12 protein-coding genes and 4 pseudogenes are annotated in these 13,908 nt (G+C 59.7%); 10 read left to right on the top strand and 6 right to left on the bottom strand.

Annotated features, from left to right (window positions below):
- Positions 1-211, top strand: a 211-nt coding sequence (locus tag EG244_RS19060; RefSeq protein ID WP_148097645.1) for an integrase core domain-containing protein, incomplete at its 5' end; no start/stop codon positions are given.
- Between the two features lie 28 nt (positions 212-239).
- A pseudogene (locus EG244_RS19055) lies at positions 240-1,355 on the top strand (IS3 family transposase); the annotation flags it as partial.
- A 17-nt stretch (positions 1,356-1,372) separates the two neighbouring features.
- Here EG244_RS19055 and EG244_RS20760 read toward each other — a convergent pair.
- The 5 genes and pseudogenes from EG244_RS20760 to EG244_RS19030 all read right to left on the bottom strand — a co-directional run.
- Positions 1,373-1,865: pseudogene (locus EG244_RS20760) on the bottom strand (IS110 family transposase); the annotation flags it as partial.
- Between the two features lie 88 nt (positions 1,866-1,953).
- Positions 1,954-3,441: an AMP-binding protein gene (locus EG244_RS19045; RefSeq protein ID WP_124966745.1), complete on the bottom strand. Its 1,488-nt coding sequence runs from the start codon at positions 3,439-3,441 to the stop codon at positions 1,954-1,956.
- A 71-nt stretch (positions 3,442-3,512) separates the two neighbouring features.
- On the bottom strand, positions 3,513-4,484 hold the full coding sequence (locus EG244_RS19040) for a TRAP transporter substrate-binding protein (protein WP_124966744.1): 972 nt from the start codon (positions 4,482-4,484) through the stop codon (positions 3,513-3,515).
- Positions 4,485-4,508: 24 nt separating this feature from the next.
- The gene (locus EG244_RS19035) at positions 4,509-5,786 is read right to left on the bottom strand and encodes a TRAP transporter large permease (RefSeq protein WP_124966743.1); all 1,278 of its coding nucleotides are present in this window, start codon (positions 5,784-5,786) and stop codon (positions 4,509-4,511) included.
- The gene (locus EG244_RS19030) at positions 5,786-6,307 is read right to left on the bottom strand and encodes a TRAP transporter small permease (RefSeq protein WP_124966742.1); all 522 of its coding nucleotides are present in this window, start codon (positions 6,305-6,307) and stop codon (positions 5,786-5,788) included. The genes EG244_RS19035 and EG244_RS19030 overlap by 1 nt, the downstream gene beginning before the upstream one ends.
- Before the next feature lie 637 nt (positions 6,308-6,944).
- Between EG244_RS19030 and EG244_RS19025 the strand changes: the two genes are divergently transcribed.
- From EG244_RS19025 to EG244_RS18995, 7 genes are all read left to right on the top strand, one after another.
- Positions 6,945-8,147: a CaiB/BaiF CoA transferase family protein gene (locus tag EG244_RS19025; RefSeq protein WP_124966741.1), complete on the top strand. Its 1,203-nt coding sequence runs from the start codon at positions 6,945-6,947 to the stop codon at positions 8,145-8,147.
- 20 nt (positions 8,148-8,167) lie between these two features.
- Complete coding sequence (locus tag EG244_RS19020; protein WP_124966740.1) at positions 8,168-9,328, top strand: acyl-CoA dehydrogenase family protein; 1,161 nt, start codon at positions 8,168-8,170, stop codon at positions 9,326-9,328.
- 11 nt (positions 9,329-9,339) lie between these two features.
- Entirely contained in the window at positions 9,340-9,732 is a 393-nt protein-coding gene (locus tag EG244_RS19015) for a hotdog family protein (RefSeq protein WP_199738037.1), read from the top strand.
- Between the two features lie 4 nt (positions 9,733-9,736).
- Positions 9,737-10,171, top strand: coding sequence for a MaoC family dehydratase (locus EG244_RS19010; protein ID WP_124966738.1), 435 nt, complete (start codon positions 9,737-9,739; stop codon positions 10,169-10,171).
- A complete protein-coding gene (locus EG244_RS19005; RefSeq protein WP_124966737.1) occupies positions 10,171-11,100 on the top strand; it encodes a dihydrodipicolinate synthase family protein in 930 nt (309 codons plus the stop codon). Before EG244_RS19010 ends, EG244_RS19005 begins: the two co-directional genes overlap by 1 nt.
- Positions 11,101-11,168: 68 nt before the next feature.
- A complete protein-coding gene (locus tag EG244_RS19000; protein WP_199738036.1) occupies positions 11,169-11,513 on the top strand; it encodes a DUF4286 family protein in 345 nt (114 codons plus the stop codon).
- 10 nt (positions 11,514-11,523) lie between these two features.
- Complete coding sequence (locus EG244_RS18995; protein WP_199738035.1) at positions 11,524-12,405, top strand: LysR family transcriptional regulator; 882 nt, start codon at positions 11,524-11,526, stop codon at positions 12,403-12,405.
- 2 nt (positions 12,406-12,407) lie between these two features.
- On the opposite strand, the pseudogene EG244_RS18990 reads toward EG244_RS18995, so the two are convergent.
- Positions 12,408-13,078: pseudogene (locus EG244_RS18990) on the bottom strand (IS5 family transposase); the annotation flags it as partial.
- Positions 13,079-13,117: 39 nt separating this feature from the next.
- Here EG244_RS18990 and EG244_RS18985 point away from each other — a divergent pair.
- A pseudogene (locus EG244_RS18985) lies at positions 13,118-13,908 on the top strand (DDE-type integrase/transposase/recombinase); the annotation flags it as partial.

The following is a 13,908-nucleotide window of genomic DNA, read 5'->3' as shown; positions in this document are numbered from 1 at the left end:
GGCGGCTCCATGGCTCATCCCGCAGCAGAATGGCATGGTGGAGAGGCTGATCCGCACCCAGAAGGAGCAGTGCACCCACCGCCACCGCTTCGAGAGCATCCAACACGCCACCCGCGGGATCGCGGATTGGATAACCTTCTACAACAACCGACGGCCCCATCAGGCGCTTGCCATACGCACGACCGCTGAGGCATTCAAATTAGCAGCATGAACTGAGCAGAAACTGATGGGTCAATACAGAGGGAGGCAGTGTCGCGGTGTCTGAGGATGATGACGTCACCAGCAATCGTGTTGTGCGCCAGCTTGACTGCAAGCGTCAGGCAAACGGTCCGGGGGACCGTTTGTCGCGCAGCAGCGGATCCGCGAGCTCGAACGTCACCTTGGCCGCAAGACGCTTGAGGCCGAGATCCTGCGTGAAGCCCTGGACAAGTCACGGGTAAAAAACCGACCTTGCTTGCGCAGTCGCTGCGACCGGGAGATTTCCGGTGAAGGTGGTGGCGCAGACATTGGGGGTGTCGCGCTCCAATCTCATTGCCCAGGCGGGAGGCCAAACGCGCGCACGGCGGCGCTACAGGAAAGCCCAAGATGGCGAAGTGCTGCCCCTGATAACCAGGCTTGTGGCGGCCAGACCGACCTATGGCTACCGGCGCATCACGGCGCTCTTGAACCGCCAGATGCGTGTGGAAGGCCTGGTCCCGGTCAATCACAAAAGGGTCTACCGCATCATGCGGTCACATAATATGTTGTTATCGCGCAAATATTCCAAGCGTCCCGACCTTCCCCACGACGGCAGGGTCATCGTCATGTGCTCGAACCTGCGGTGGTGCAGCGACGGCTTCGAATTCACTTGTTGGAACGGTGACACCATCCGCGGCGCCTTCATCATTGATGCCCATGCCCGCGGGATCATCGCATGGACGGCTGTCGCCACTGCCGGGATCAGCGGCTCGGACATCCGCGATATCATGCCGGAGGCCGTCGGGCGCCGCTTCAGGGCTTATCGCACGCCCACGGTCATCGGGATGCTGACCGACAACGGCTCGCCCTATGTCGCGAGGGAGACACAGATCTTCGCCCGTCAGATTGGCCTGAAGCCCTGCTTCACTCCTGTCAGGAGCCCGCAAAGCAACGGCATCTCGTTCACGGGCTCACTCGAACGCATGGCGTTCGCCCGTTCACCCTTCGTAAAGACCCTCAAGCGCGATTACGTCCAAATCACCCCACTGCCGGATGCACAGACCGTTCTTGGATTGATCGGAAGCTGGTTCGAAGATTACAGCGAAAACCACCCGCACTCAGGGCTGAAAATACGCTCCCCACGCGAGTTCATTGCAGCTCAAACCGCAACCGCCTGAGTGTTCGGTGAAACGGGGGCCAATACACCGAATTCCGTGAGATGACCACGGAACGCGTTGATAAGCTGGGTGCGCTGACGGATCAGCACTTCGCGGAGACGAAAGACCATGGCTGAGGCCTGGGTCTTTTCGCTCTTCACCGACACGAAACGCATCGTCGGCCTTTGCGCCGCTTCGCAGATCGCCTCCGTGTCGTTCGTCGGCTTACGCGGCGGCACTGCAGCCGCGGTCCTCCTCACCATCAGTCTTTTGCCGCTTCACAAAGGGCTTTACATAGGCCGGAGGGATCAGGCGGACCTCATGGCCAAATTTGACGAGCTCACGGCCCCAGAAATGCGCACCACCGCAAGCTTCCATGGCAACAACACAAGGTGGGAGCGTTGAGAGAATCGGCAGAACCTGATCGCGCCGCAGCTTCCTGCGCAGAACAGCCTTGCCAGACCGATCGGCGCCGTGCAGCTGAAACACATTCTTTGCCAGATCCAGGCCGATTGTTGTCATCTCCGACATGACCGCCTCCCAAATGGATTATGACGATCCCACCCTGGCACCTCGATGCCGTCGGGGGGCGGTTACAACATCAATGCCGATCAAACACCTAAGCCACCAGCGCTTCAATCGCGGCGGCACGGATCGCCTTGCGGCGTATCTTACCGAAATCATCGCGCGGCAGGCTGTCGCGCGCGATCAGGCGACGGGGGACGCCCTGAGGACCAAGGACATTAAGCAAAGCGTGGCGCAGGACTTCAAGATCTGTATCCCTGCGCAGAACCAGTTCAGCAACCGGTATTTCTCCCCAGTCCCGGTCCGGCAGACCATAAGACACTGCGTCAAGAACGCCAGGCAGGCGCAGGGCGGCAGCCTCAATCGTTTCCGGGTGAATTTTCAGCCCGCCACAGTTGATGACATCATCAAGACGACCCGTCAGATAGAGATAGCCATCCGCATCGAGCCAGCCGGTATCCCCGACTGACTGATGCCCTGACGGCAGCTTCCGGGGGGCAGGCGCTTCAGCCCCGATATAAGCGGAGCGGCCGTTTATGTCATCAGGCAGCATAAATACTTCTCCTGCAGTGCCAGGTGGCAGCGACTGCAGCGCCGCGTCGCAGATCAGGATATCGGTTTCAAACCCCCGCCCGACCGATCCGCGATGGGTCAGCCATTCCGGACCGCTGATAACGGTCTGCCCTGTATTTTCGCCCGAACCGTACATCTCAAAAACGCGCTCTGCGCCAAGGATCTCGATCCACTCCTGCTTTAGCCATGCGGGGCAGGGCCCGGCGGTGTGATAGAACGAGACCAAAGACGACAGATCCGACGGGGCCGCACGATAGGCATCGAGCAGCCGGACCACCATGGTTGTCACACAAAGAATGAAATGTACCTGTTCAGTGGCAATTGCCTGCAGGACCATCGGTGCGTTGAATTTTTCAAAGAGCACCAGATGCTGGCCTTCGAACAGGCCATTCTGCGCCCAGGTGAGCCCGGCGTTATGCGACAGCGATGCTGCCATCAGCTGCGTCTGACCAGGGAAAAACCCAAGTGCCGGGGCGACCCGCCCCCAACTGGCGCCGGGACGGCGCAGATAGGGCTGATCATCGGCCATCAGCTTTGGCAGCCCCGTTGAGCCGCCCGACGAGAGAATCTTACCCGGATGCGAGATACGGTTTTCCACCGGCGCATCGCCAGCGTCGGCCATCATGGCCTCGAACCGGGGGCGAGTGATGCCGGTATCGGTTTCAGAAATGCAAAGACGCGCCGCGCTGCGTGACAGCAGGGCCATCGCCGTGGCCTGGGGGAGTGCGGGATCGAAGTTGAATGTCGTCGCCCCGATGCGCCAGATTGCCAGGGTCAGGATGATATGCAGCGGACTGTTTTTCAGTGCAAATCCGATCACGTCGCCCTGAGTGGCCCCGACCGACAAAAGCGCCCGGGCCGCACGGTTCACCTGCGCATCGAGTTCGGCCCAGGTCAGACGACAGACATGACCGGTGCGGTCATAATAGCTGAGCGCGGTTTTCCGGGGTGTCAGTCTGGCGTGTTCAGACAGCCGCTGGCCATAGCTGCGCGTCTCATCCGTGGTCATCTTCGTCTCCTGGGCTGTCAGGTCTGAGAACCCTGGCCCCCCGGATTGCAGCGGGGGCCAGGGGCGCCGCTTTATTCGGCGCGCAGCAGGCCAAGCAATGCTTTTTGCACGTCAGTCCGGGCGACGCTGTTGTAAAGCGGCTGTGACGCGGCGATGAAGGGCGCGGTATCCGGGCGGGTGATCTTGACGTTTTTCGCGGCCAGGGCTTCCAGAAGGGGCTGTTCTTTTTCATGCACATAGCCGTGCTGCCAGGCCGCGGATTCCGCACCCGCCTCCATCAGCGCGGTCTGCACCACGGAGGGCAGGCCGTCGAAGGCATCTTTCGACATCACCAGCGGTGCGGTCATGTTCATCCAGCCGATGGTGGCATAGTTCGGTGCCACTTCATAAAGCTTCTCACCGTTGTAGTTGGTGGCCGCATTTTCTGCACCATCCACCACATTTGCCTGCATTGCGCCGTAGACCTCGGAATAGGCCATCGGCGTCGGGTTCGCGCCATAAGCGCGGAAGGCCTCAAGGTGGATCGGGTTTTGCATGGTGCGGATCTTCATGCTGCTCAGATCCGACATCGCGTTGACCGGCTTTGTGGTCATGATGTGGCGCACCCCCGACGAATAGACCGCCAGCAGCTGGAAGCCCGCGTCATTCGCCGCCGCCTGAAGCGTTCCGAAGACCTCCGGCGAAGAAACCCTCTCAGACATCGCAGGGATATCTGCAAAGAGGAACGGCAGATCAAACACCTGCAGCGGTTCGACATAGTTTGACAGTGCCGCGTTTGCGGTCAGCGACAGGTCCAGCGTGCCAAGCATCACCCCTTCGATCTGCTCGGTCTCGCCTCCCAGTACGCCGCCCGGGAAGATTTCAAGACCAAAGGTGCCGCCGGTCTTCGCGGTCAGCAGCTCATTCAGGCGCTGCAGACCCATATCCTGGACTTCATTGGCAGCGTTAGTATGCGCAACACGCAGCTTTGTGTCGGCCGCAAAAGCCTGTGCAGCAGTCAGCGAGATCGCCGAAGCGAGAAGCGCAGAGGTCAGTTTCTTCATGGGAGTTCCCTGTCGTTTGTTATGTCAGAAGAAGAGCGAGGGCAGCCAGGTCGCGGTGCCCGGCACCAGCACCAGCAGCGCCAGAACTGAGATCATGCACAGGACCGGCAGCCACACAGCACGGGCCACCTGCTCGACTTTGCGGCCCGCGATCGAGGAGGCCACGTAAAGGCAGATCCCATAGGGCGGGGTGATCAGGCCGATGGAGAGGTTCAGGGCCACAATGATGCCGAACTGAATGTCCTCAATGCCATAGCTGCGCGCGATCGGCAGCAGAACCGGCAGCAGGATCAGCACGGCAGAGACAGATTCCATGAACATCCCCACAAAGAGCAGGATCACATTGATGATCAGCAGAAAAACCAGCGCATTGTCGGTGATGCCGTTCAGCCAGGCCTGCAGCATGGCCGGGAAACCTGCGGTGGCAATGATCCAGGTGAAGACCGCCGCCGTGCCGACAATGATCAGAACGGTTGAGGACAGCGCGATTGCCTTCAGAAACAGGTGGGGCAGATCACGCAACCCGATTTCGCGATAGACAAAGCAACTGATGATTATGGTCGTCACCAGCGCCACGCAGGCAGCCTCAGAAGCGGTAAAGATGCCCCCGATGATGCCAACCACAATGACCACCGGCACCATCAGCCCGGGCAGCGCGTCACGCAACGCCAGGAAAAGCCGGCCGAATGAGAAAGGGACCGCGTCGCGGTACACCGCGCCGCCACGCCGGGCGTAGATGTAGCAGCCCGCGAGCATGGCAAATGCGCAAAGAAGACCCGGTATTACGCCGCCCAGGAACATCGCGCCAATCGACATATTGCCGGTGATCGCGATCACAATCATCACGATCGACGGCGGAATAATTGAAGCAAGCGCACCCGATGCCGCGATAACCGAGGCCGCCATGTCGATGTTATATTTTCTCTTTTTCATCTCGGGGATCATCACTGCCGAGATGGCAGCGGTATCGGCTGAGCCTGAGCCTGAAACGGCAGCAAGCCCGGTGCCGGTGGTGATCGACACCATGTAGAGAGATCCTGTAATCCAGCCCACCAGCGCTGAGGCCAGGTTCACAAAACGCCGGGCAATGCCCCCCGCTTCCATCAGAAGGCCTGAAGCCACGAAGAAGGGAATGGCCATCAGCGTAAACGAGTTCATCCCGGCATAGATGCGCTGCGCCACAATGGTCAGGGGTGCGTTGGTTGTGAACTCAATCGCGAAAAGTGCTGCAACGCCGATCGCCAAAACGATGGGAACCCCGGCAAACATCAGGATGGCAAAGCCGCCAATTGCTGCGAACATTATTTCGCCTCCGGTTTCGTGAGTGCGATCAGCCGCGGCAGGCTGTGCAGGATGTATTCAAAAAGGATGTAGCCAAAGCCCACGACCAGCGCCGCATAGGGCACCGCCATCGGCAGACGGGCGGCCGGAGATTTGACCCTCAGGCCAATATCGACCAGTTGCAGACCCGCTTTGGCGACTGTGAACAGGAACCAGCAGGCCAGCAGGAAAGTCACGGTCCCCACCACAAGCTGCACAATCCGGGGGCAGGCAAGGATCAGGAAATCAACGCCGACATGTTGATTGCGACGCATGGCGATGCCAGCGCCCAGCAGGGTCAGCCAGATCATCGCGAAGGTTGCCGTCTCATCGGTTCCGGCGATGGAATAGTTGAAAAGATATCGTCCGAAGATCTGAACGAGAATGGCGGCAGTCATGTACAGGAACAAAAGCACCGCCGTTACATCGACCAGACCACGCAAAAGTCTTAGCGGCAGGAAAACGGCACGGCCCGTGTCTGTCGCGCTCTGTGGTAGGTCCATGCGGGGTCCCCGTTCATTGGCAGATATCATCAACCCGAGAATAGCGGGCGCTTTATGTCTGGCTATGGCTGGGTCTATTAATAAACGTGTGTCAATTATTACGACTTGGTGCCAAAGCGGCGAACCTTCAGGTATTTCTCGATTTTTGGGACGATTGGCGTTGAAAGGCACAAAATTTCATCGACATGTCAGTGTAAATGCCCTAAAAACAGGCAAGATAAAGACGCCGGTCAAAGATTAAATTTTGTTCAAATCCTGCGCCCGGATTCGACGCCTTTGATGCGCTTTGCGATCGGCATGGTCACCGACAGGCTGTGCCATGGGCGCGAATATCTTTTTATATTAAGAAATTAATTGCTTCGCGGGGCATTTGGGTCGGTGTGCTGGGATCAAATTTCCGCGCAGAGAGCCATATTGATTAATATTTAGACAGCGCATTGGCGTTTTTATCAGGCAGGTCAGGCGGCAGCTTCACCCGGTCAGGCGGCGTGCGTCAGTAAAATAAGGGCAAAGAATACAGGCGAAAAACAAACTATTTGAAAAGTGAATACTCAAGGCCTCTATTGCGATGGAAGTGCCGGTATCGCTCGGGAAAATCCCTGATTAGCTTCAGAAGAAATCAGTATTGGGGATCACCATGGGCGTATTGGACGGGATTAAAATCCTCAGCTTCAACCACTTTCTTTCCGGGCCTGCGGCAGCGCAAATGCTGGGCGATATGGGGGCCGATGTTATCGCCATCGAAGGCACCACCGGCGCATTCCAGCGCAACTGGGCCGTCGCGGGGCACTTCGTGGGCGAAACCTCGGTGAACCACATTGCAACAGGGCGCAACAAACGCTCGCTGGCGATTAACCTGAAAGATCCCGATGCCCTGAGCGTCATCCGCAGGCTGGTCGAGACGGCTGATGTGGTGATGGAAAACTTCCGCCCCGGCACACTGGCCAAAATGGGGCTGAGCTGGGAGGCCATGCAGGCCATGAACCCCGGCCTGATCTATGCGACGGCCACGGGTTTTGGCGTGGATGGCCCGTATCGTGACCGTCCGGGTCAGGACATTCTGTTGCAGGCCATGTCGGGTCTGGCGGCCCATACCGGGGCGCTTGACGGGGCGCCGGTGGCGGTCGGCTCGGTCCCGATCGATCATCACGCCGCCTCGCTTTATGCGACGGGCATTCTGGGTGCCCTGGTGCGCAAACTGCGCACCGGGCAGGGGGGCCGCGTGGATGTGAACCTGCTGCAGGCGGCGCTTGATCTGCAGGGGGAATCGCTGACCGCCTGGCTCAACGATGCCCCACGCCAGGGCCCGCGCGGCGATGACGGCATCGCCTCCTGGTTCTCGGGGGCCCCTTACGGCATCCACAAGGCGAAGGATGGCTATCTGGTCATCTCAATGACCTCGCCCGGGCAACTGGCAAAAGCCCTGGATCTGCCCGCGCTTGCAGATTTGCCGGCGGACGCGGTCTTCACCCATAAGGGTGCGATCACGCGCCAGGTCTCAGCTGCAATTGCCACACAGACGATCGCCGAATGGCTGCCGCGCCTGACCGCCGCCGATGTCTGGCACGAAGAAGTCCGGGATTACGACAGCCTGCGGGCCAATCCGCAGATCGCCCATCTGGGCGCACTGATGGAGGCGAAAGGCGCGGACGGCACGCCGATGACCATGATCGCCCACCCGATCCGCTATGACGGCGAAGCCGTACCCCTGCGTCTTCCGCCGCAGCCGCTTGGCGCGCAAAGCCGCGAGATTCTGGCCGAAGCCGGCCTTTCCAATCCCGAAATTGATGCGCTGATCGCCCGCGGGGCCGTCGCGCAAACCAACAAAATGCGCGCCTGAGCGCGTGAAAGGACTGCATGATGGATTTTTCAATCTCTGATGAAATGAAGATGATCACCGATGTGGTGGAACGTTTCGTGCGCGAAAAGGTCCAGGTGCTTGAGGTGGAAACCGAAGAGAACGCCTGCATTCCTGCCGATAAACTGGCACAGGTGCGCCAGGAGGCGCTGGATCTGGGCCTTTATGCGCTGAACATGTCCGAAGAGGTCGGCGGCGGTGGCCTGAACACGCTGCAGATGTGTCTGGTCGAGGAAAAACTGGGCCAGACCTCGGATGCCTTGATCCGCCGGATCTTTGGCCAGGTCTATCCGATGCTGGAGCGATTTGAGGGCGATCTGCGCGACAAATACCTGTATCCGACCGTCAAAGGCGACAAAATCTGCGCCATGGCGATCACCGAGCCAGGTGCCGGTTCGGACGCGGCGGCGATCCGCACCCATGCCCATCTGGAAGGCGATGAATGGGTGCTGAACGGCAATAAGCACTTTATCTCGGACGGCGACATTGCCGATTACGTCATTGTCATGGCGGTGACCGATCAGGAAAAGCGCGCCCGTGGCGGCATTTCGCTGCTGATCGTTGACAAGGGCACCCCCGGTTTCACGGTGGCGCGCAACCAGCCGATGATGGGGCACCGCGGCTATGGCCATGCCGAGCTGAACTTCGACAATGTGCGCATCCCCAAAGGCAATGTTCTGGGCGAGGTTGGCCAGGGATTTAAGGTCATGATGGCCAATGTGGGCGGCATTCGCCTGGGCCATATCGGCGCGCGCGCCGTGGGCATGGCCAGCCGGGTGCTGGAGCTGATGCACGAACATGCCGCCACCCGCACGCAATTTGGCAAGCCGATTGGTGACTTCCAGATGGTGCAGCAGATGATTGCCGACAGCGCGATGGAAATCTTTGCCGTGCGCCAGATGGTGCTGAACACGGCCTGGGAAGAAGACAACGGCATGGACCCGCGCGAGAAGGTCTCGATGGTCAAGGTCATGGCGTCGGAAATGCTTGGCCGGGTGGCCGATCGCGGCATTCAGATCTTTGGCGGCTACGGCTTTACGAAAGAACTGCCCCTGGAGCGGATCTACCGCGATGCCCGCGTGACGCGGATCTATGACGGCACCTCTGAGGTCCACCGCATGATCATCGCCCGTTCGATTATTAAAAATGGCTTCCATCTTTGAAGGTTATGATGATGTCTCTTCCTGCTTCGGGCACGGCCCTGTCGTTTCGTAAAACTCTGACGGTTGCAGACCAGGGGTTCTTCACCGGGATCTCGGGTAACCTTGGTGCGCTTTATGTGGATCGCCTGAAGGCGCAGGCTCTGGGCCAGCCGGATATGGTGGTCTTTGAGCTGGCGGCAGGCGCGCTGTTCACCACCGCGCTGAACCGCATCGCGGGGCCGCAGTGGCGGATCGCGGGCTTCGCCCTTGATTTTGCAAAGCCGCTGGCGCTGAACACCTCCTTTGAGGCGCGGGCAGAGGTCGAGGGGTCAAGCCCTGACGCGCTGACCTTTGTGCTGACCGGGCTTGTGGGGACGGAAACCGTCGCCACCGGCTCGGCCCGCCTGGTGCCGGTTCAGGGCTGATCAGATGTATGCTATCAAAAACATTGATGACCTGACGGTCGGTGATCGGGTCTCGATCGCCAAGACCATCACAGAGGCCGATGGCGCGATGTATATCGCAGCCTCGGGCGATTTCGGCCCCGTTCATGTCGACGAAGGCTATGCAGGCACCACCCGCTTTGGCCAGCGTCTGGCACCGGGCATTCTGGTGGCCGGGGTCTGCACCTCGGTGCTGACGGCGGAACTGGTTGGCACCGTTGGCGTGTCGATCCGGGACTGCTTTTGGTTCACCGGCGCGGTGCCTTACGGCGACACCATCATCTTTGACATCTGGATCGCGGCGATTGACCTGGAAAACCGCACCGTCGACTGGGCGGCTTCTGCCCGCAATCAGGATGGAATTGAGGTTCTGAAAGCCGAAGCCACCCTGAAATTCCCCCGCAAAAAGGTAGTTTCCTGATGACCCTGACCGCAAAAGACCTGCGTGGCATGACCGTTGCCACCGTCCTTCCCTTCCACGAAGACGGCAGCATTGACTGGGCGGGCTATGAGGCCGTGCTGGACCACTGCGCGCAGCCTGCGACAACCGACTGCGTCTTTGTTAACGGACATGCGGGTGAGGCCACGGCGCTGACGGACAGCGAAAAGTTCGAAGTGATCCGCCGCACCAAAGCGCAGATCTCAAAAAATCAGCCGCTGCTGGCGGGCGTCGTGCCGACCGGTTACCCCGATGCCGTCCGCCAGGTTGACGCCCTGCGCGAAGCCGGGGCTGATGTCGCGGTGATTTTCCCCCCCGAGGCGCTTGGCGGCGGCAATGCCAATACGCGCGCGGGCGCGCTTTTCATGGAAAAGCTGGCCCGCGAAGTTCAGATGCCGCTCTCGGTGTTTCAGTTCCCGATCGGCTCGGGCTTTGGCTTCTCGTCGCAGGTTCTGGCTGAAATGGCACAGATCCCGGAGGTTCTCGCCATCAAAGAGGGCTCGGCCCTGATGCAGAACTATGAAGCCAACCTTCGTGCGGTGGCCGCAACGGGCGCAGACTGCGCGATCCTTGCCTCAAACTTCATGTGGTTTCACGCGCAATGCGCCGTGGGGGCCGATGGTATCCTGTCGGGGCTGACCTCGCTTTGCCCGCAGCTGCTGTCCGATCTGTGGAAAGCGTCAGAGGCCAATGATCTTGTGGCGATGCGCGCGGCCTCGGACCGGCTTTATCCGATCATCATGGCGATCTATGGCCCGGCCCCCGTCGTCGATATGCACACGCGTATGAAGGACGGGCTGAAGTTGATGGGGATCATTAAAAACTCAGCTCCGCGTCTGCCGCTGCTGCCGCAAAATCCTGCCATCGTCTCCGGAGTTGAGGCCGCGCTGAAACAGGCCGGTCTGCTCTGACCCTTTGGCCCTGGTGGGGGGGGGATTGCACCTCATGCCTGCCAGGGCTTTTATCTTAAAGGTTTTCCATGCTGAAAGATGCCCTTCACCTTGAGCTGACGCCCGGGCAGGCTGCACAATCGCATATCACCCATATGGTCTTTGTCGACATCGACCCCCAGTATGACGCGGCTTTTGACGACTGGTACTGGAACACCCATATCCCGGATATTCTGCAATGCCCGGGCTGGCTGGCCGCGCGTCGCGGTCGCTGCATTGAGGGTGGCCCGCGTCACGTCGCAATCTATGTGATCACCGGAGATGATGCCTACGAAACGCCGGAATTTCATGCCATTAAGGGCTTTGGGCCCTTTGCCGATAAGGTGCGGAACTTCACGCGCATCCGGATTGAGGCCCGTGACCAACAGGGGTGAATGAGCGATGTTGAACCTTCGTCAGCTCGAGGTGCTGCGCGCCGTGGTCCAGTATGGAACCACCACGGCTGCCGCCGAATGGCTGGGCATGTCCCAGCCGTCCATTTCCAACACGGTGCGCCATGTGGAGACGCTTCTTGGGCTGAAACTGTTCGACAGAGTGAGCAACCGCTTAGTGCCCACTCAGGAAGCTTTGACCCTGATGGAGGACTGCACTGCGCTGTTTCAGCTGCGCGACGCTGTTAACCAGAAGGCCGCCGATCTGAAGGCGGGCCGCATCGGGCAGATCTACATCACGGCCACGGCCGAACTGTCCGAGGCGCTGCTGCCGCGGGTGATGGCAGCTTATAAGACGGAGCACGCGCGGGTGAAGCTGACGCTTGAAACCAACAGGATTGAAAACGTCCTGACCAGCGTTGAAAGCGGTCTGGCCGACATCGGCTTTATGTATTCCGGCTATCAGCGTAAGGGCGTTGTCATGGAGCCTTTGGCCACCATCCCTGCGGTCTGTCTTTGCCGTCATGATCATCCGCTGGCCGGTTATGACGAAATCACCCCTGCTGATCTTGAGGGCGTGGATCTGGTCGGCCCGCAAACCGAGAACCGGGCCGGGCTGCAGATTGCCACGGCCTTTCGAATTGCCGGGCATGAGTACAAACCCGAGGTCGAGGTGCGTTTTATGAACTCTGCGGCGCAAATGGTGCGCAGCGGCTGGGGGGTGACAATCACCGATGCGCTGACCGCGCGCAATGCGCTGACCCCGGATCTGGTGATCAGACCCTTTGCCCCCCAGGTCGATTTTCTGCTGACCTGCGTGACCGCCAGCCACAAACAGATACCGCGTCACCTGCGCCGTTTTATTCAACAGTGCCGGGGGGTTCTCTCGGGTTAGGGTCACCAGAGCATGACCGTTGATGCGAGGATTATTGCGTTGAGGAAGACTTTGGGGCATCGGTTATAACGGGTAGCCACTCGCCTCCAGTCCTTCAAACGCCCGAATATCATCTCGATACGACTGCGCCGGCGGTAGCGGCGCTTGTCATATTTGACCGGCGTTTCCCGTGACTTTCTGCCTGGGGTGCAGCGGGTGATGCCCTTGTTTTTAAGTGCATATCTGAGCCAGTCAGCATCATAGCCACGATCTGCCAGAAGAAAATCTGCTTCGGGAAAAGCACTCAGCAAAGCCGCCGCTTCTGTGTAATCGCTCACCTGGCTAGCACTCAGAAAGAAGTGCAGCGGCTTGCCATTTCGATCAGCCAGGGCATGCAGCTTCGTGTTCAGCCCACCTTTGGTGCGCCCGATCAGACGCCCCATTCCGGGGCTTATGCGGCCCCACCGGGGCCACGGCCCCCCTTCATACCCCCTTTTTTACCCGCAGACTCGACGCGGTTCGGTGGGACTTCAGATATGTTGCGTCAATCATCAGGGTGGACGGATCGGCGCCCACATCTGACAGGCCCCGCATCATACGGGCGAACACGCCCATCCTCACAGGTCCACTCGAACGCATGGCGTTCGCCTGTTCGACCCGATCGCTTCCAGCGGTTATAAAGTTGCGTTATCGGATATGTGAATCATGCGGTCAGGCTGCTCATAGTTCATGCCTGAGGCCTGCCGGGAAGCGTCAGCTTGTCGACCGCATCTGCCTGGAGTGGAACGTTTCGATCCGGAGGGCCTGCGCGGTCTTCCTCGTCGGGACCTCGCGCTCCCATTACAAGGTGCGGCGACCCGGGCAGGCCAGCATAGAGCAGAAAATCCGCGACATTTGTCAAACCCGTATGCGCTACGGCGACCGCCGGGTGCATGTCGTGTTGCGGCGGGACGGCTGGCACATCAACCAAAAGAAAACCCGGAGGATTGACCGTGAGTCAGGGATGCAGCTGCGCAACAAAACGCCCAGGCGCCGGATGAAGCTCCGGGAAGATCGGCAGCCGGCCAAGGCTGCCGATGAAACCTGGGCCATGGACTTTGTCCATGACCAGTTGGCGACAGGCGACAGGCCGGAAGATCAGGGTTCTGGCCGTTGTCGATATTTTCCCGCGTTTCTCGCCGGTCGTTGATCCGCGCTTCAGCTATCGGGCTGAGAATGTGGTTGAGACCCTTGAGCCTGTCTGTGCTGAACGAGGCTCCCCCAGGACGATCCGGGTCGATCAGGGATCTGAATTCATCTCCCGCGACCTGGATCTCCGGGCCTGTACCAAGGGGGTCACCCTCGACTTCTCACGTCCCGGAAAGCCCACCGATAACGCCTTCATCCTGCGTCGGGGGAAACAGTCCCCCGGACTGAACACTAATCCCTCCTCACGTTCAACGGCCGCGTCCGCGAGGAGTGTCTCAGCGCTCACGGGTTCATGACGCTTGCAGATGCGAAGGAAAAGATGGAGACTTGGTTGAG

The sequence above is a fragment of the Falsigemmobacter faecalis genome (genome assembly GCF_003863335.1).
GTDB lineage: Bacteria > Pseudomonadota > Alphaproteobacteria > Rhodobacterales > Rhodobacteraceae > Wagnerdoeblera > Wagnerdoeblera faecalis.
Note: the sequence above shows the minus strand (reverse complement) of the source record. Positions and strands in the feature narration are given on the sequence as shown.